This is a genomic window from Gimesia sp., from assembly GCF_048262075.1.
Classification (GTDB): Bacteria; Planctomycetota; Planctomycetia; order Planctomycetales; family Planctomycetaceae; genus Gimesia.
Genome location: NZ_JBLXFK010000016.1, coordinates 96,745 through 116,059, shown reverse-complemented (window position 1 = coordinate 116,059; position 19,315 = coordinate 96,745). Strand labels below are relative to the sequence as shown.

General features: G+C 51.2%; 13 protein-coding genes. 7 read left to right on the top strand and 6 right to left on the bottom strand.

Annotated elements, in window-relative coordinates; all coding sequences use genetic code 11:
• Nucleotide 1: 1 nt before the first annotated feature.
• The 3 genes from ACN0YH_RS24085 to priA form a co-directional block, all read right to left on the bottom strand.
• Complete coding sequence (locus ACN0YH_RS24085; RefSeq protein WP_417382144.1) at nt 2–1,036, bottom strand: hypothetical protein; 1,035 nt, start codon at nt 1,034–1,036, stop codon at nt 2–4.
• Between the two features lie 192 nt (nt 1,037–1,228).
• Entirely contained in the window at nt 1,229–4,207 is a 2,979-nt protein-coding gene (locus ACN0YH_RS24080) for a PQQ-dependent sugar dehydrogenase (RefSeq protein WP_417382143.1), read from the bottom strand.
• A 153-nt stretch (nt 4,208–4,360) separates the two neighbouring features.
• On the bottom strand, nt 4,361–6,688 hold the full coding sequence (gene priA / locus ACN0YH_RS24075) for a replication restart helicase PriA (protein ID WP_417382142.1): 2,328 nt from the start codon (nt 6,686–6,688) through the stop codon (nt 4,361–4,363).
• 176 nt (nt 6,689–6,864) lie between these two features.
• On the opposite strand from priA, the gene nadD reads away from it, so the two are divergent.
• The 6 genes from nadD (at nt 6,865) to ACN0YH_RS24045 (ending at nt 13,697) form a co-directional block, all read left to right on the top strand.
• Nucleotides 6,865–7,467 (top strand): nicotinate-nucleotide adenylyltransferase, encoded by a 603-nt coding sequence (gene nadD, locus ACN0YH_RS24070; RefSeq protein WP_417382141.1) that lies wholly within the window; start codon nt 6,865–6,867, stop codon nt 7,465–7,467.
• A 371-nt stretch (nt 7,468–7,838) separates the two neighbouring features.
• Nucleotides 7,839–9,038, top strand: coding sequence for an iron-containing alcohol dehydrogenase (locus tag ACN0YH_RS24065; RefSeq protein ID WP_417382140.1), 1,200 nt, complete (start codon nt 7,839–7,841; stop codon nt 9,036–9,038).
• Nucleotides 9,026–10,261: a PQQ-binding-like beta-propeller repeat protein gene (locus ACN0YH_RS24060; RefSeq protein ID WP_417382139.1), complete on the top strand. Its 1,236-nt coding sequence runs from the start codon at nt 9,026–9,028 to the stop codon at nt 10,259–10,261. Before ACN0YH_RS24065 ends, ACN0YH_RS24060 begins: the two co-directional genes overlap by 13 nt.
• Before the next feature lie 80 nt (nt 10,262–10,341).
• Nucleotides 10,342–11,652: a coproporphyrinogen-III oxidase family protein gene (locus ACN0YH_RS24055; protein WP_417382138.1), complete on the top strand. Its 1,311-nt coding sequence runs from the start codon at nt 10,342–10,344 to the stop codon at nt 11,650–11,652.
• 67 nt (nt 11,653–11,719) lie between these two features.
• A complete protein-coding gene (locus ACN0YH_RS24050; protein WP_145230842.1) occupies nt 11,720–12,256 on the top strand; it encodes a hypothetical protein in 537 nt (178 codons plus the stop codon).
• 148 nt (nt 12,257–12,404) lie between these two features.
• A complete protein-coding gene (locus ACN0YH_RS24045) occupies nt 12,405–13,697 on the top strand; it encodes an NAD(P)/FAD-dependent oxidoreductase (RefSeq protein ID WP_417382137.1) in 1,293 nt (430 codons plus the stop codon).
• Nucleotides 13,698–13,901: 204 nt separating this feature from the next.
• Here the strand turns inward: ACN0YH_RS24045 and ACN0YH_RS24040 are convergent, their stop codons facing one another.
• The 3 genes from ACN0YH_RS24040 to ACN0YH_RS24030 all read right to left on the bottom strand — a co-directional run bounded on the left by ACN0YH_RS24040 (nt 13,902) and on the right by ACN0YH_RS24030 (nt 17,368).
• Nucleotides 13,902–14,747: a 3-keto-disaccharide hydrolase gene (locus ACN0YH_RS24040; RefSeq protein ID WP_417382136.1), complete on the bottom strand. Its 846-nt coding sequence runs from the start codon at nt 14,745–14,747 to the stop codon at nt 13,902–13,904.
• A 257-nt stretch (nt 14,748–15,004) separates the two neighbouring features.
• Nucleotides 15,005–16,015: a GTP cyclohydrolase FolE2 gene (gene folE2 / locus ACN0YH_RS24035; RefSeq protein WP_417382135.1), complete on the bottom strand. Its 1,011-nt coding sequence runs from the start codon at nt 16,013–16,015 to the stop codon at nt 15,005–15,007.
• A gap of 399 nt (nt 16,016–16,414) precedes the next feature.
• Complete coding sequence (locus ACN0YH_RS24030; protein ID WP_417382134.1) at nt 16,415–17,368, bottom strand: tetratricopeptide repeat protein; 954 nt, start codon at nt 17,366–17,368, stop codon at nt 16,415–16,417.
• Between the two features lie 763 nt (nt 17,369–18,131).
• Between ACN0YH_RS24030 and ACN0YH_RS24025 the strand changes: the two genes are divergently transcribed.
• A complete protein-coding gene (locus ACN0YH_RS24025; RefSeq protein WP_417382133.1) occupies nt 18,132–19,313 on the top strand; it encodes a hypothetical protein in 1,182 nt (393 codons plus the stop codon).
• Nucleotides 19,314–19,315: the final 2 nt, after the last annotated feature.

The window sequence follows — 19,315 nt, the reverse complement described above, 5'->3', positions numbered from 1 at the left end:
GTCAGGGTTGCGACTGATATTCCTGGGTCACCTGGACTTCATATTTTCCTGGAAACGTGGTCCAGCCATTGTCCATTTCCCGCCCCTGAATATTGAACTGCAACGTTCCTTTCGGCACGAGAAAGTAGAGTCCCCCTTTAAAATCATCATGCACACAAGGGTAGATTTTATGATTCACGCGTGCTTCCGTATGATAGCCTAATCCGCCCAGCAGGGAATTCACGCCGACAGAATTCCGATAATGAAGCAGGTCGGGCATCACGCTTTGCGTCTGTATAAATTCATTCCAGTCAGTGTAGAAATTCTTCAACGAACTCTGCAGTTCGGCTGACCGGGGTTGATCCAGTTGTGTTCCCTGTTTATTGATGTAGTCCATCAACGCCGGATCGCCTGTCAGATCGACACGCACCAGTTCGGTTTTCGCTCCTGGCTTCAAACGGACTTCCAATCCGCCCTTCTCGGGACCGTAAAACAACATTTCCATCAGATCACTCTGCACACGCCGCGGTGTTTCCAGCAGATTTTGATTGACTGCCTTGATCACCTCTTCCGATACTCCGGCATTCTCAGGCATCAGTCGCTTTTCCAGTTTGGCGCCTTCAGGCGAAATCCGCGCCGCGACCAGATTCCCCTCGAGACGCAGCCCGAAGTTCCAGTAAAAATAACCCGCGACACCTGCCATTACTGTAAAGAAAAACAGAAACAGGACCACTCCCCCCACATTCGATTTTCGTCGCTTCCGTAAATATTGCGCCGTGGCACTTGATCGAGGTACAGAAACAGCCACATCGCCGGGGGGCATTTCAGAAGCCTGTGCCGAATCCGAACTGGCAGGAGGCGGCGTGGGGGCATCCACTTGAGGTGGAACCGGTGCTGCAGTCGCGGCCTCAGCGGGCGGTGTGGCTGAACCCGCTGCAAACGGATTGGGGATAACCAGCTTTGTGCCACACCGGGGGCAGTCCCCCTGCTTTCCTGCTGTCGCATCGGGTACTTTTAATGTGGACGTGCAAAAAGGACAATCAAATTGAATCGCCATGGTTTAACTCAGAGAAGAATAGATTATAAAAAACGGATTGAACCAGATGAAAGAGTTCAATTATCCGGAGATCAGCTGTGGCAGCTTCGGCAGGGAACTCGTGAGCGACTGAACGGAATTATAATGATTCAAAGACGAAAAACCAGAGTGTTTGCGTACTCTCTGGCCTGATCACTCAGATTCCATGGCCAGTTATTTTAATGATTCCAGATATGCCAGCAGATGAGCGGCCTGTTCGGCGGTCAGATCCCGCAATAACTGATCGGGCATCATCGATTTTTTCTGCATCGTAAGACTCTCGATTTCATTCGGCCTGATTTCCAGCACCTCATTTTTCGCATCTTTCAGTCGTACTACAGTCTCATCTTTTTTCAGTAACAGGCCACTCACAACTTTGCCAGATCGCAGTAAAACAACACAGGTGAAATACTTCTCGTCGATCTTTCTGGAAGGATCAATAATATTATCGAGTAATTCCTGCCGGGAAAGTTTCTTGCCGATTTGCGTCAGATCGGGTCCCAGTTCTTTCCCATGTTGATGCACGCGATGACAATTCCGACATTGCAATCCTGCCATTTCGAAAAACAGCTTTTTCCCCTCACGCGAATCCCCGGGCAGAGAAACCAGGGCCTCGGAATCTATTTTGACCCCCAGACGTTTGACCCGTTGATCCTCGGGCAGAAAACGTTCGAACAGATCCCGTATTTGAGCGCTGGGATGCTCTGTACCCAGTTGAATCATCTGCTTACGCATCTGATCGGAAAGCGGCGTTTCGTCTAATGCACCAAGTAACATCAGCCCGCCACTGGTTGTGCCCAGAATTTCCTGAAGTTTCTGGCCCACATACTCCTGATCTTCAATCTGGACGGCGTCGGCCAACAGATTCTGCTGACGATTTCTCAAGCGAGATACTTCAAAAGTATTGTCGCCGGCAATACCGGCCATACCTTTAATCCAGCCACGAATCAGACGCGTTCCCCGCGTATCAACGACGGAAGAACCGGAATAAGGCATGCGGCCCTTGCCCAGCTTACTCATGCGATACAGGAGCACTGAACGAGAGGGATCACTGGGGGCAATCACCTGCGCATCAAGAATACCAAACGTCCCCTGAGTCGGCTTCACACCCAGGGCTTTCATGGCATCAAAGTCCAGAGCCGCACCCAGTTCGATCGTCGCGCCGCCTCCCCCATTACTCCGATGACAATGACGGCAGTTGGTATGCAGATAGGAACGTGCCCGGGAATTTAACGCCTCTGCCGGATCATAGGGATCGACCAGGTAACTGGCATTCGTCCCTTTCGAATCAGTCCAGACCGATTCCGGCAGCACTTTCACATGTGCCAGTGATCTCAGTTGATGATCCACCGTTTCGCCATACTTCTGACTTCGATTTAATTGCGGCTCTTCAAATGAAAGGATCGACAGATAGTTCTGGTACGGCGTATGACAGACCGCACACTCAGCCCGACTGGGAATCGGCCAATCGTAGGTAATCTTTTTCTTTGCATGCTCGCCTGTGACGATTTCCAGTTTGATCTGATCTCCAGTCGCGGGAACCAGTGTGGCGTCGGTCTGGTCTTCATTCCAGCGATAGGAATAGCCCAGCCAGCGAGCCCCGTTAAAATGCATCAACTGGGTTTCCAGACGATAGGCAGTCGCCGGATTTCCCCGTTCGGTCTCAATGGAAATCGTTTTTACCAGCACACTCTCTTTGGGAAAGTTCCATATCTTTTTCCTGACAACATCGATTGTGGTCTCATCGGGCAACGCTACAAATCGTTCCGCAGTCGCATAGTCAGCCCAGGCCGGCGCATTGATGCTGTAAGGGATAACGCCGGGAGCCACTTCATGCTTCGCGGTATCCTGGAACAGCCCGGTCTGGCTTAATAAAGTCGGGAACTCTGGATTGTGATCTGATTCCTTAATCGGCACCAGGCGGTGAAAGCCCCCCCCTTCAATATCGACGATATAAACTTCTCCCGTATGATCAACGGCAAACGCAGTCACTTTCAGCGTGGAGTTGGCCAACTCCTCATGCCAGTTGACCCGCTTGTCAGCGTACCGCAGTCCCCAGAGTTTTCCGGTGGAATAATCGCCGTAGAGATAAGTATCGTTTAACCCTTTCAGGCGCGGACTCTGATAGAAATACCCCCCGGTAATCGAACGTGCTTCCCGATGAGAATGTGCCACGGTTGGCGGAAGAATCGGCGTGGGGCCCGGCTTTAAGTCTGGTTTGACTGGCTGGCGTCCTTCTCGAATGCTCCAGCCGTAATTCCCACCCTTTTCCACTCGATAGACGAGTTCCCACAATTCCCAGCCCACATCCCCCACCCACAAATCACCATTTTCAGGATGAAAGCACATCTTCCAGGGATTACGAAATCCAAACGCCCAGATTTCCGGTCGCACATTTTTTTGATTTACAAACGGGTTGTCGGCTGGAATCGAATAAGGCTTCTTATTACCGACTTGATCCACATCAATTCGCAAGATGCAGGACAACAGATTACTCACATCCTGGCCGGCATTGTGAATATCCGGAGGCGATGCGGGCCCACCATCCCCCGTGGAAATATAAAGATAACCATCGGGACCAAACCGCAGGCAGCCCCCATTATGTCCCCCCGATAACCAGTCGATCAGGACTTCCTCCGAATCGGGATCGCAGCGCGGAGGATCTGTGTCCAGCACTTTGAACCGTGAAACGCGGGTCCCCTCCGGCAAACCCGGTTTCAGCACATAGCAGATATAGACATAACGATTCTCAGCAAACCGGGGATGAAAAGTAATCCCATAAATTTCATTCAACGCGGGCTCTTTAAGCTTCAGATCAAAAAACAGATCTGCCTGCGAAGTCTGCTGATCTTCATAGTTGAATGAGAAGATTTTACCCTTGCGTTCTGCCACGAAGAACCGCTTCTCTCCGGGAGCCGTTGCAATCGCCAGTGGCTGATTGAATTTCAATTGCGGAAAGGCTCGTTCGGTTTCATAAGGTAACGCCGGATCGGGTGTGCCTTTGATGCGAGATGTGGTCCAGGGGACGCGCTGTTCCAGACCAAACCGGGCATCTTCTGCCTGAACCGCTGCCACTTGAATCACAAAACAGGTGAGAACCGCAGAAAAAAGGAACCAGACATCCAAACGATTCTTATTTTCAGGGGCTGACATTCCAGAATTTCCTCATTGGTTTTTCGTCAGAACGGATCGCAAGCTTTGAGGGCTTAAAAAACACTGATACTATTCAACCTTGCCCGCATGGCAATTGCAATTGCGAAACCCCCGCATTCGCTGCGGAAAGGGAATCTGCACTGCGTAAACCGGTTATCGCATGTTAACCGGATCGACATCAATAATGTATTCGATCCCTTTTTCGCGAGGTAGTTTTCCTTCCACCTCATGCCAGAGCTGCAGAATCTGTTCGACATCGATCGCTGCCAGTTGAAAGTGATAGCGGAAATACTTTTTCAGTCGAATGATCGGAGCCGGTGCCGGCCCTAAAATCTGCACTTGTAGCTGTTTTTCTTTTGCGGCAGCACTCAGAATCTCTGCCAGTTGACGGGCAAAGTGCTCGACGTGTTCTTCCTGGGGGCCTCGTAAAATCACACGTGCATAATGGGAAAAGGGTGGTGCCAGCATCTCTTTGCGATGCCCCAGCTCCAGCCTGGCAAACCCGAGAAAATCATGTTCCGCTGCTTTCACAATCGCAGGTTCTGTCGGAGAAGCAGACTGCACGAACACACGCCCCCCCTGCATTCCCCGCCCCGTTCGACCTGCGACTTGCGCGATCAACTGAAAGGTACGTTCGGAAGCAAACAGATCGGGTTGATGCAGCATGGTATCCGCATCCACAACTCCCACCAGCGTGACATTCGGAAAGTCGAGCCCCTTGGCAATCATCTGGGTGCCCAGCAGAATATCCACTTCCCCGTCGGCGAAAGCATTCAGCACACGCGCATGACTGCCTGCGCCGCGCATCGTGTCGCTGTCCATCCGCTGGCAGGAATAACCGGGAAACTTGGCTTTGACCTCTTCCTCCAGCCGTTGCGTTCCCGCTCCCACAAAACGGAGCCCCGGCGCACCACAGCCCGGACAGTTCGTCGGTGGCTTGGCGGAAAAATCACAACTGTGACATACCGCCAGATTCTTATCGCGATGCCATGTCAGTGAAATTTCGCAATGTGGACACTTCACCGAATTTCCACATCCCTTACACCACAGCGCCGGAGAATAACCTCGCAGATTCAGAAACAGAATCACCTGCCCTCCTGCTCCCAGCGCATGTTGCATGCCGGTAAACAGAATACGGCCGATGGACTCGTTACGTCTGATTTGCACATCATTCCGCACATCAACAATATTCACGCCCGGCATCGGCAGGTCATTCACACGCCGGGGCATGGAAATCAGCGTGTCTTTTTTCTCAATCACCCGTAACCAGGAATTCAACGTAGGTGTCGCGGAGCCCAAAATCAGGGGAACTCGCTCCAGTTCGGATCGTTTACGGGCCACTTCTCGTGCATGATAGCGAGGTGCGGTCTCCTGCTTGAAGGATGTTTCGTGTTCTTCATCGATGATAATCAAACCCAGATGCGGTGCCGGCGCGAAGACAGCACTACGGGCCCCTACAATCACCTGCACCTTGCCGGCGGCGATATTCTGCCAGTGATAATGTCGGTCACTGTCCGTTAAGTGACTATGCAAGACTGCCACCGAATCAAAGCGGGAACGAAACCGCTGAATCGCCTGTGGAGTCAGGCTGATTTCCGGAACGAGCACAATCGCCTGCTGTCCATAACTCACGACTTCCCGGATCGCCTGAATATAGACTTCGGTTTTGCCACTCCCGGTCACGCCATGCAACACAAACGTCTCACTCTGCTGACCACGAATGGCAGTCAGAATCCGATCCAATGCCAGGCGTTGATCTCGATTGAGCTTGAGGTCATCCTGCTTCTGGATGTGAGCATGCACGACATCATCGTCATTCTCAAAATACTGCATCCGTTTTTGATGACTGCTGATCAACGCTTTCTTTTTCAGCGAATTCACTGGACCGGAACCGCATTCCGCCGCCTGGGTCAATTCTTCCATTGTGAGCGGTTTCGCAGCCGACTTGAGTGCATCATAAACAGCACGTTGTTTCGCAGGCAGTTTCTCAATGACGTCGTGTGTTCCCTCAACCGCATCCGCTGTTCCGATTTCATACAGGGTCACCATCCGGGTCCCAGCCTGGTTTTTGACTCCTGCGGGAACCACACATTCCAGAACCTGCCCCCAACTGCACAGATACCGGTCGGCAATCCAACGCGTGAGTTGCAGCATTTTGGCATTGAATAACGGACGACTGTCCAGAATCGCTTCGACCGTTTTCAGCCGCACACTGGGTAGATTCTCATCTCCCGGCCCCACACCGACACAATAACCGGGCGCCAACTGGTTCCCTCTGCCAAAGGGGACCTGCACACGATGTCCCGCCCGCAGCAGTGGCCTCAGTTCTTCCGGTACTTTGTAATGAAATACGCGATCCACGGGCCGATTAAGAACGATTTCCGCAAGATACTGATCCTGCGCCGACTCCCGTTCCCAGGGCATGGGGTTCTCGGGAAGTTCCTCTTCTTCGAACAGGCTCTGTTGCTTCGGTTTACTCATCACGCCAGCTGGATATACTAAGGGAAAGGGTTCTTTTGTTTTGTAACTCTTTCACGTGATGAACTCAACAAACAAACTCGACTATCGAGTTTTCGCGATAAAAGATTCCTCAACTCCCCTCCAGGCGGACATGAACCGCAGCCGAGAGCGGAAATCAGGATAGAAACGATAAATCGATGCGGATTGGAATACTAGGCGGAACGTTTGATCCTGTGCACAATGCGCATCTTCTAATGGCAGAACAGTGCCGCGAGCAGTGTGAGCTGGATCAAATCTGGTTTATCCCGGCCGGTAATCCGCCTCACAAAGAAGACACGGGAGTTACACCTGGCAAACAACGTCGGGAAATGCTCGATTTCGCGACCGCCGGGCACCCCGCATTTCTCATCAAAGACCTGGAACTGCACCGCGAAGGCCCCAGTTATACAATAGTAACCCTGCAGGAACTCAAGTCACTGCACCCGCAGGACGAGTTCTTCCTCATTATCGGCGCAGATTCCGTCCGCGACCTGCACACCTGGCGTGAACCAGAGGCTATTCTGGAACTGACCAGCCTGATCGGCGTTAATCGCCCTAACATTAGTCTACCAGACCTGACCGAGCTGAAACAGAAATTTGGCGAGTCGATCGACACAAAAATCTTCTGGGTCACCATGCCGGGCATCGAAATTTCCTCAACCGACCTCCGGCAGCGGATTCACGAAAATAGAAGTGTCCGCTATATGACGCCGCGCTCCGTCGAAGTTTATATCCACAATAACAGACTATATTTAGAGTAAGATTTCCCCAAACTTACATTTTCACTTCGCTTATGAGGAGGGAACTCTTATAAATCAGTGCTGACTACTGGAAATTCCTGCCGGTTTCGATCAGAATTAGTCAGTAGCAACGCGTTTTAGTTTTTTTCAAACGATGCCTGCTTAACAACATCGGTGTTAAATGGAAACAGAATGGAAATGGATCGCTTCCGTTTTGAATTTGCTTACCCGTTGAAACCTGCCTGAAAATCTCGCCAGATAATATTGAGACAACTTTGATCCTGTTCATCAACTTCACCACCAGAGAATCGGATTAAGAATTTAACCTGTCAGTGTGACTCATCACTCGGCCTGACCAACCTGACAGAAATCGCAAGGAAATTATGGTTGTCATGGATTCGAAAGCTACTACAAAACTCGATGCGGAACTGGGAGAAGGGGCCTCACTTTCTGCCTTCGATTATGAACCGAGAACACGTATTGTGTTCGGCAGCGGTTCACTGAACCGCCTGGGAGAACTCGCTTCAGCAGCTGCTGCAAAACGAGTGCTGCTGGTCACCGATAAAGGACTGGCTGCCGCCGGTCACGAAGCCCGTGCCGTCGCTTCACTCCAGGAGGGCGGCATTGATATCACCATTTTTGATGATGTCCACGCAAATCCCACCACGAAAGACGTGGAACGGGGCCTGCAGGTCGCCCGCCAGCATGAGATCGATCTCATCGTTGGACTGGGGGGAGGCAGCAGTATGGACTGCGCGAAAGGCATCAATTTCCTGCTGACCAATGGCGGAAAAATGGAAGACTACTGGGGCGTCGGCAAAGCGAGCAAACCGATGCTCCCCTTAATCGCTGTCCCCACGACTGCGGGGACCGGCAGTGAAGCCCAGTCCTTCGCCGTCATCGCTCATCCCGAAACGCATATGAAAATGGCCTGCGGCGATAAAAAAGCAGCCTGCCTCGTCGCCATTCTCGATCCCGAGCTCACACTGACCATGCCCCGCTCGGTCACGCATGTCACCGGCATCGATGCATTAAGCCACGCTCTGGAAACATTCGTCACAAAACCACGCAATGAAATCTCACAGCTCTTCAGCCGCCGTGCCTGGACGCTGCTGGCAAACAGCTTCCCACAAGTGCTCAACTCCCCCAACGATTTGACAGCCCGTGGAAATATGCAGTTGGGCGCCCATTTCGCAGGCGCAGCCATCGAGAACTCCATGCTGGGCGCTACGCATGCCCTGGCCAACCCGCTCTCTGCTCATTTTGGCCTGACACACGGCATTGCCATTGGGATCATGTTGCCCCACGTCATTCGCTATAATGCGGAACTCGTAGGACAACAGTACTCGCTACTCGCAGCCGACATCGGTCTCTGTGATCCTCAAGATCCCGCGGGTGCAGGCTTACTCGCTGAACATTTTCAGTCTCTGGTTTCGCTGGCAGGTGCACCGACAACTCTCTCCGAATGTGAAGTCGATCCAAACCTGGTAGACCAACTGGCAGAAGAAGCATCTCGGCAGTGGACCGGTAACTTCAATCCCCGTCCCGTCGATCAATCCTCGCTAAGGGATTTGTACGAATGCGCGTTTTAACTGATTCCCGATTCGTCAGCCGGCTTGCTCCGGCATTGATTACCACACTGTTGCTGGCCTGCTCGATCAGTTGTGCTCCCGCAGCCGAAAAGCCGGACGTCACCGGCAAACCAGACAAGCCATCAGCGGACACTCCCCCGGAAAAACAGGGAAACTGGTCTTCATTTCGCAATGGCAAACTGCAGCAGGGAATCGCAGAATCAACACTGCCCGCCGAACTGGAACTGCTCTGGCAGCATTCGTCCTCCGATGGCATCGCCTCCACCGCAGCAATTGTCGGCGATCGTGTCTATATGGCGGGTCTCAACGGCTATGTCGAGTGTCTGGAGCTCAAGACAGGGAAACCGATCTGGAAATACCGCTCGATTGAAAACCCCGATCCCAAAGAATTTGCCCCCGGTTTCAAAGCCTCTCCCCTGGTCACGACGAAAGGCGTCTACCTGGGCGATGAAGACGGAATTTTTCACGCGATTGATCTGAAGACGGGGAAAAAACTCTGGCAATTCAAAACCGACGCCGAGATTATCAGTAGCGCGAATGTCACTGCAGACGGGAAACTTCTGTTTGGCAGCTATGACAATTCATTGTATTGCCTCAAAGAGCAGGATGGCTCTCTCATCTGGCGTTTTGAAACGGACGGATACGTCAACTGCTCCCCCGCGATCGTGGAAAATTTCACGTTTGTGACCGGCTGCGATGAGCAGCTCCGCGTCATTGATATCGCCACCGGCAAACAACACAGCATTATGCCTCTGGCAACCTACCTGATCGCTTCGCCAGCCTTGATGGGGGACACCCTGTATGTTGGCACCTATGCGAGTGAAATCATTGCCGTTAACTGGAAAGACCTCAAAGTCGAATGGCGTTTTAAAGACCCCAAAAAAGAATTCCCCTATCATTCCTCCGCAGCCGTAACCAACGAATATGTCGTCGCGGGCGGCCGTGATAAACAGGTCCACTGTGTCGAACGGAAAACCGGAAAATCAGTCTGGGATTTTGGCACACGCGGGCGTGTTGACAGTTCTCCGGTCATCCTCGGTAACCGGGTATTTATTGGTTCGTCCGATGACAATCTCTATGAACTCGACCTGAAGACGGGGCAGACCATCTGGAAAAAGAATTTGGGCGATGACATCACCGCTTCACCCGCCATTGGGTCGGGACATTTGATCATCGGCACAGAATCCCGAAATGGTGCCTTGTATTGTTTCGGAAAGAAGTGACAATAACTGGTAAGCCCCACAAACAGCAGCAAAGCAAGCGCTGATCCCACTGAACATTTAATTAAAACGTTGAGAGAACTATGGATCTGGAAGCAACAGGCACCACCGAAATCGGCAGTTACTTTGTCTCGAACTACCCCCCTTTTTCTCAGTGGAAGCAGGAATACGTCACCCGCATCCACGAAGTTCTGCATCAAAGTCCAGATACTTCGATCCCCATGGGGCTCTACATTCATATTCCCTTCTGCCGCAAACGCTGCAAATTCTGTTACTTCCGTGTCTACGAAAAACAGAATGCCAAAACCATCGAACGCTATGTACAGGCGCTGCAGCAGGAATTCGAAATGCTGAGCCAGGTCGAAGCCATCAAGGGACGCACCCTGGATTTCACTTACTTCGGCGGCGGAACTCCCTCTTACCTCAGTTCAAAGCAACTGCTCTCCGTTCGCGACCGCCTCTCCAGCCTGCTCTCCTGGGAAACGGCGAAAGAAGTCACTTTTGAATGTGAACCCGGAACGCTGAATCAGGAAAAGGTCGAGACCCTCAAAGAGATTGGCATCACCCGCATCTCCCTGGGAGTGGAAAGTTTCAATGACAAACTGCTCGAAGCCAACGGACGTGCCCACCTCACTCCTGAAGTCTATAAAGCCTACGATTGGATTCAACAGGTTGGCTTCCCCCAGGTCAACATCGACCTGATTGCCGGCATGATGGGAGAAACCGATGAGAACTGGTCCGAGTCCGTGGAAAAAGCCGCCGAATTCGCACCCGATAACATCACGATCTACCAGATGGAACTCCCCCACAACACGATCATTTCCAAAGAAATGAAAGAGATGGGCCTTACCTCTCCTATCGCCGACTGGACGACCAAACGCCGCTGGATGAACGAAGCCATCGAAACACTGCAGGCGAAAGGCTATCACCTCGCCAGCGGAAACGAACTGGTCAAAAACCCCGAAACAGATCGTTTCGTCTACCGTGACAATCTCTTCCGAGGCAATGATATCATCGCCACGGGTGTTTCTTCATTCGGGCATATGCAAGGCGTCCATTACCAGAACCTCGACCGACTGGAAGACTATCTGGAAACCGTCGAAAAAGGGGATCTGCCTATCAATCGCGCCCTGGAGCCTTCCGAACACCAGCGGCTCATTCGTGAATTCATCCTGCAACTCAAAGAAGGTCGCGTACTGACCCAGCCCTTCAAGGATAAATTTGGCGTCGATCTGACCGAGGAATTTTCAGAAGCGCTGGAAAATCAGCAGAAAGCGGGTTACCTCACCTATGACGATTCCCAGGTGAAGCTGACACGCAAAGGCATGCTCCAGGCAGACAGCCTGCTGACCGAATATTTTGAACCCGAACACCGTATGGTAAGATACACATAAAATTTCTATGCTAACAGATAGCTGATAATCCTCCCGACCCTCCCCTGATAAAAGAAATCATTTTCAAGTGAACCCACAAGACGAACTCGATGCACTTGTCAAATTGTTTCCCAACGAACAACGACTGTTCGAACGGGCTGAACACGTTTCCTCTGCCAGTCTCCCGGAACCTTATAAATCATTACTCGCACATTATCATCATATGACCGTCACAATGGAGGAATATCACAAGACCTCCGTTGACGTCACCGTGCTCGATCAGCGACTGGACGGAAATATCTACAGCAGACAGATCCTGTTATCCAAAAGTGGCACCGACGACGTTGTGCAGTTCGGGATCGTCAGATTCAATTTCGATTATGTCACCCAGGCCGTCAAAGACGAAATCCTCGCAGGTGAAATTCCGCTGGGTCGTGTGTTAATCAACCACAACGTACTCAGACATGTCGACCTGGGCGCCGTACTCCGTATTACTGCCGGTCCCGGCCTGTCAAAAGTGATGAAAATTGAACCAGGCCAGGTAACCTATGGACGCCTGGCGACTATTTTTTGTAATCAACAACCGGCAATTGACCTCTTGGAAGTTTCGTCTCCGCTGCTATAACTCACTGGAATCCAGCCGGGGAGAGCATTTCCCCTGAAACAATATAGCTTTCATCCCGAAACGACTCGGCCTGGAAGGCTATGGAGACATAATAGTAAAACTGCTTGCTCGCTATATTGAATTAAAACTGACTGACTAAGGGTTTTCCATGTCTGATTCAAACCTGAAAGAACAGCCTGAACTCGAATCTGAATACGATGTCGTAATCATCGGAGCCGGCCCGGCAGGCTCCACCGTGGCTGCCCTGTTGGCAGAACAGGGTCGTAAAACCCTCGTGGTCGATCGTGCCCATTTTCCCCGCTTCCATGTCGGCGAATCGTTGATCCCGGAAACCTACTGGCCCCTTAAACGGCTCGGCCTGATTGAGCAGCTCAAACAGACTGCCTTTCCCAGGAAATTCAGTGTGCAGTTTGTGACGGATGAAGGCGTCGAGACGATGCCCTTCTACTTCCATGACTACAAAGACCACGAAAGCTCACAAACCTGGCAGGTCTACCGCGCAGAATTTGACCAGATGCTCATCGACAATGCCAAAACCAGGGGCGCCACATTTTACAGTGAAGTTCAGGTCACTGATCTGCTCACCACAGGCGAACAGGTCACCGGCGTCAAAGTCAAATTAAGTAACCAGGAAACTCGCGAGATCACCGCTAAACTGGTCGTCGATTCCAGCGGGCAATCAGGATTTATTGCCAATCGACTGAAGCTCAAACAGAATGACCCGGTTTTAAGAAAAGGAACCGTCTGGGCACACTTCAAAAATGCACAACGCGATCCCGGTATCGATGAAGGAGCTACCCTCATCCTGCAGACCGAAGGGAAACACTCCTGGTTCTGGTATATTCCACTTCCAGACAATGTCGTCAGCATCGGCTGTACCGGCGATATGAACTACATGTTTCCCAAAGAACGGGGGAACAGTGAAGAAATTTTCTTCCAGGAAGTCGAGCGTTGTATCGGCATTAAACGCCGGCTGACCGAAGCCCAGCCCGTCACCGAGTTCATGACCACCAAAGATTTCTCGTATCACTCGACTCAACCTGCGGGTCCCGGCTGGATGCTCGCCGGCGACGCACTCGGCTTCATCGATCCGGTCTACTCCAGCGGTGTGTTCCTGGCAATGAAATCAGGCGAAATGATCGCCGATGCCATCAATGAGGCGTATGAAACTAACGACTTTTCAGTCGAGCGTCTGAGCCAGTGGTATCCCGGATATAAAGAAGGCGTTGAAAACTTTCGCAAACTGGTTTACGCATTCTACACCCCCGGATTCAGCTTCGGCAATTTCCTCAGACAGTACCCGCAATACAAATCGAACCTCGTCGACATCCTGATCGGCGATGTCTTCAAACCCGAAGTCGCCGAGATGTTTACCGTCATGCAGGATGAAATCCCCGAACTGGCTGACACTAAAGACTCTCCGGTGACAATGAAGAAATAACGCGTTCCGATAGACAGATCTTCTGTGTAACTGGTTTGTGGATGCTCTCCGCGCACAAAAAAACCCTGCTCCGGTCATCACCGCAACAGGGCTGGATTCGAAACGACTAGACTATGTCTAGTTTTACTGTAGCGTCTCCAGGGCTGTTTGGCCCGAGTATATTAGATTGCGAGACGCTATGGTTAAATGTGATGCGCTCTAAAGTTAGTCTTTCTTGTATTTGGGTGCTTCGCCCAGTGGATACAGGTCCCATTTGCGAACCCACATCTCAGCCATTTCGGTCTGCACCAGCAGCTTGCCATGATCTGGCTTGGCGTTGTATCCTGCGTTCACAACGACGCCGTTGACCAGGTATTCAATCTCGCCACCTTTGCTGATCACATCCATCCGCGTCCATTCGCCGAATTTGCTTTCGACGTCGTCCTTACCACGGAACCCGACTTTGTCGGCCCAGTCAGGGTCGCGACCAAACCAGTTGATTCGGCCAGAGCTCAAAGTGATTTCTTCGCCGTCTTTCTTCCAGACTTTTTCGCCATCGCGGTCTTTGGTAATTTTCGTGGTCAGTGAAGTGGGAATCGCTTCGCCGGTCTTGGGGTCTTTGCCTGTTAAGACCAGAATGTCACCCACGCCCCCTTCGATGATCTGTGCTTCGATGGAAGCCATCCAGGTATTACCGTAACCACCATCGGCACCATGACAGTGAATCAGCACGCCGGAATCGCGGGCACGGTCTTCCCGCTTGCCCCAGGTTTTTTCGCCCCACTTGAATTCAATGACCATGTGATAATCACGGTAATCATTTTTGGTAATCAGTCCGCCGTAACCATCGCCGGAAATGTGCAGCATGTCATCTTTTACAGTGAAGATCTCGCGGGGATCTTCATAAGCGGTGTCGCGGTTCCAGACATACAGGCCATCCAGATTCTTGCCATTAAACAGATGAATCACACCATCTTTAGGTGTAATGACTTTGTCGCCCGCTTCCGCACCAACACTCCAGACAGCAGCCAGACAGACACAGGTGATCGTTAGTAGTCGTTTCAAATACATTTGCGCTTTCCTGAATTAAACCGCGTTTAGCAGGAACCGAACTCCCGCATGCCGCTACAATAAACCAAAAGTAGCTTCTTTAATAAAATTAAGTTATTGAATCTGCAGACTCTTGGCAAGAAGCAAGTTCAAAAAAGTCGCTACTCGAGTCAAAATAGAAAGCCGGGACGACTCGGTCAACACCTCAGTTTTTGAATCACACCAGAAAAAAAGCCTGCAACAGTGCAGGCTTAAATCGTGACTTCAGGCAGGGATGATTACGACCGATTCTTGATCGCGACCGCAGAAGCATCATGCGGATGCAGGCTTTCGAGGTGGTTGATCTCCACGCGGAAATCCTTCACGCCGGTATGCCCTTCCAGCGCGCCTTTCAGCTTTCGGGCGGCGTCTTCACAAAACATCAGATTCGCACCATTCAGTCGGGCGAACTCCTGTTCGTCTTGTCGTTTGACAGCCGTCTGCACGGGGGTGGCTATCACGCGTTCCAGGTAATCAATCAGCGACTCAATCGGAAATTCTTCGACGTCACTTTCCAGTTCGATACACACATCAGCATGACTCCGCTGACTGTGGGGCACTGCCAGTATCGCTTCCGGTGTTCCCAACCACTCCACGATTTCAGCATGTGTCAGTTCGCTTTGATCAGCGAACCGGTTTTCGAACGCCTGTTGGATTAACTGACGCGATAAAGCGGCTGAACAGGGGCACGCACTGGAATAAGTCAGCCGAACCTGGAGTTGATGACGAAAGACGCCTTGCTGACAGGCACTTTGAATCTTGACCGGATAGGCTCGCCAGCCGGCATGATCGGAGAGTAACGCAGGACGTTTCAGGGAATGCTCGTAAGTTAAGGTCAGGTAACTGCTCGAACTCATATCCTGATGTGTATGGATAAAATCCTGCAGGATTTCGTTCACGACAGGCAGTGTGAGTTCAGTGTCCGCCAGTCGATTGTTCAGACTCAGAAACAGACGTGACATGTGAATGCCTTTGACGTTTTCATCATCCAGGCTGACGGCAGCATCGGCCCGGGCGGGGGTACGAAAAATTTCGCCCGATGCGTCGCGTAAGCGAAGAACCAGTTCCACCCCTGACATACCCACACGTTCCAGCGTCCCACCGGTTAAAGGAAGTGACTCATTCGCGACATCTGGCATCAGGCTTGATTTGGATGCTGCGCGGGAGTCTGTGGACGAAACGGATGGTATACCCTGATCGGTTGATCCCATCTGTTTGAGATTCAGAGCATCGGAAACAAATTCAAACATACAAACGTCTTTCGTTGGTCTGTCACTGCTGTTAGGCTGCTGGTACTGGAAAGCTTTATACGGAAGTTTCCCTCAAGGCGTCTGAACGAGGAGATCCGAAGGAAGAACTCCAACGATTCAATCACCGAGCGGGAGGGGACCGTTTTTAATTCATCTGAAATTAATCAAAACCACTCTTTATTTCATACTATAGCAAAGTTTTACCTGTATATCATTTAGTCCCGTAGATACTTTTTTCAAGTATCAAAATTATCTCATTGCCCGGGTTTCGTCGAAATAAGCCCTTTTCTGACCTGAAATTACAGTATTTCAACTGTTAGAATCTGATCTGAGTGATCTGGTTCATATCGCCAGGCAAGGAAGACAGTTAACGCCCCCGATTCTGTACAAACGCACTTTCTACCGTTTTAGTCTGGCAGAAGAAACAGAGAGTCTGTTTTTGCGTTCCCAGCCCTGGGGGGGCTGCAAAGTTTCAATCGGAATACGTTCCGGCTGCTGTCCGATAAAACCGGGACGCTGCAGAGGTGTATACATGGATGCCTGTTGAATATTCATCTGGTTGGTCTGTTGAGTCAGAAAGTTTGACAGGCGATTCGTTTCAGTATGCATTGGATTCAAAGTCAAAGCCTGGGTCACCGCCGGATATACTTTTGCCATCTGATTGGCCTGCAGGCAGGCATACGCCACCCGATACCAGTCATCAGCAGAAACCTGCTCCCGATTCTTCAGCGCCTGCTCCAGCGATGCTACAGAATCCGTCCATCTCTGCTCGGCACCATAAGCGATCCCCAGCATCCACTGTGCCTCGGCCCGCTGGTCAATCGTCGCACTCGTGTTATGACAGATCGGGCGTAAAATGGGGGTGGCCCTGTTCGGTTCACCCAGCTTGATTTCCAGTCCGGCCAGCTTCAGCCGAGAGACGATGTTGTAAGGTTCGACCTGCAGCACGCGATGATACGTTTCCACAGCCGAGGAATTCAGCCCCGCCAGTTCCTCCAGTTCCCCTTTCAGAATCAGGGCACGAATATTCGTCGGATCCAGCGTCAGGCCCAGTTCCAGATTTTTCAACGCATCCGTGTATTGTTTCTTCTCATACAGCAGGTAAGACAGATCAATATAAGGTCGCGGATCATCGGGGGCCAGAACCGTCGTCTTCTGCAGTTGCTGAATGGCTTCTTCCGAGTAACCATTGGCAATCAGAAACTCCGACAACTGCTGACGCACAGCAGCATTATTGGGATTCGATGCGACGGCCTGCTTTAACAGTTCTGCTGCCTGCTCCTGACGACCACTCTCGGTCGCAACCCGCACCTGCTCGACCAGATCCTGCGACTCGGAATCCAGAATCGCCATTTTCTGTTTCCAGCTCACACAGCTCGAACAGATCAGTAAGAGAACCGCCAGGCAGAACCATCCCCTACTTTTACAGAAGATCCTACGTCGCGCGCACTCTGAGCGACTCAAATTCGGCACGCCGAACCGGGACTCAGTAAACGTATTGGCACAACGATCTCTCATACGCTCTGGTGATCTTCCTCCCTGAAGTCACGAAGCTGAATCAAAAATATCAGGTTACCAGACTGAAATCTGACAGGGTGCTGCCAGATTCAGGCTGCGAACGTTACCATTTTTTCGAATTTTGGGGTAGAGGAACTCCGCTGCTTTTCGGGCCGAAACACCAGCCTGGGTACATTCTGTCTAGCAGTCTCAGTCGAAGCGAGACTCTAGCTTAGATTATTTCCGTTAAGTCTTTCCATTACATCAACTTATAATTATTCATTGATAAAAAACCCGCGTTAGAACGATCAGAATGAAAATTGAGCCTCAAATACAGGTGCAATCCCGACAAATCTGACTTTAGTTAAAATAGAGACTATCGCGAATTATTATAAATTACTGTTTAAAAACTTAGTTTAACCGACCAGAGCAACAAACCCAATCATTGACATCGGTACGATCGTCCGGGTACAAAAGAGTAACTTATGGATAAGTTTTCGATATATTCGAAATAATTGGAAATATAGAGAATCTGGCGTGATGGACTACGTCTTCTTTCGGCATGGCTTACTGCCCCTGGTCGTGCAATCGTTAAGCTCGATTTAAAAAGGTCGAATGGATGATGAGTCTTCGTAAAAAAATGAATCTGAAAAAAGTATGCCTTACGGTCGGTTGTTTCCTGACCATTGGCATGATGTCCCTGGCAGAGTCCAATGCGGGAGTCATCCCCTGGACGTATAACGCCCTGTTTGGCCCGAGTCGTAATGGTGCGATGGCTTATAGTGCTGGATACGCTCCTGCCCCCTATACCACCAACTATGGTGGATATGGCATGATGAACGGCGGCAACTGCTGTGGCCAGCCCGGTTACACCAGCTACTATGGTGGAACCATGAATCGCAGTCAGACAAGACGTAGTTCCCGCGCGGCATACCGCTGGTATCTCCTCAACAACCCTCAAGCGGTGGGCGTCAGTTATCGTAATTTCAGTGGTGGAAATGCTTATGCTTCCACCGGCAGTTATTACGGCCCGGTAGGCTGTGGCTCCTGTGGAATGGGTGGCTGTGGTATCGGCGGATGCTCAACCGGTGCCTGCGGTGCAGCCGGCTGCAGTACCGGACAATGTGGCGTCTCCTATAATCCTGCTACCGCCAGTACTCCCACCCCCGATCCGAACGCTGGAAACCCAGTTCCTCCACCTCGTGAAGTGGAAAGCACTACACCAAAAACATTCGCCGATGACCCCATGAATTCCAGCAAGCCAGATCCCGGTGTGGAAGATTCCGGATTCGAAAAGCGACGCTATGATCGCAGCCCCATGAATTCAACGCCCATGCCAAAAAATGAAGCCAAGGACCTGTTCGAAACCCCGCTGAAACGGGATGTAGAAGAGCTGCCTATGCCTGGCAATACCCCTGCACTCCCCGGTTCCGAACGCAAGCAGCCAGCATTTGGGCCAGAAGAAAAAAAGAACGATGATTTCTTCGGTGGTGGCAGTACAGACGCCTTCAAACCAACCCCCGATGGCAAACTTCCTAAAACCGCCATCCCCCAGAAAAAGACGGCTCCGATTCAGGAACCTGCAATTAAAACCCCCAAAGCAGAACAGGAAACGAACTTTCCTCCTCTGCGGGTGCGTCCTCTGAATCTGGACCAGAAAATCACCTGGAAATCAGCACCTCGTGCCGAACGCCTGACGATTCGCACCAGCTTCTCTGCACCGCAGGTTGCCAAACAGGATGTGCCTGTTAATTCCGGCTGGTTTGCCATTACTGATTCTGCAAAAATTGCCAGCAAGTAATC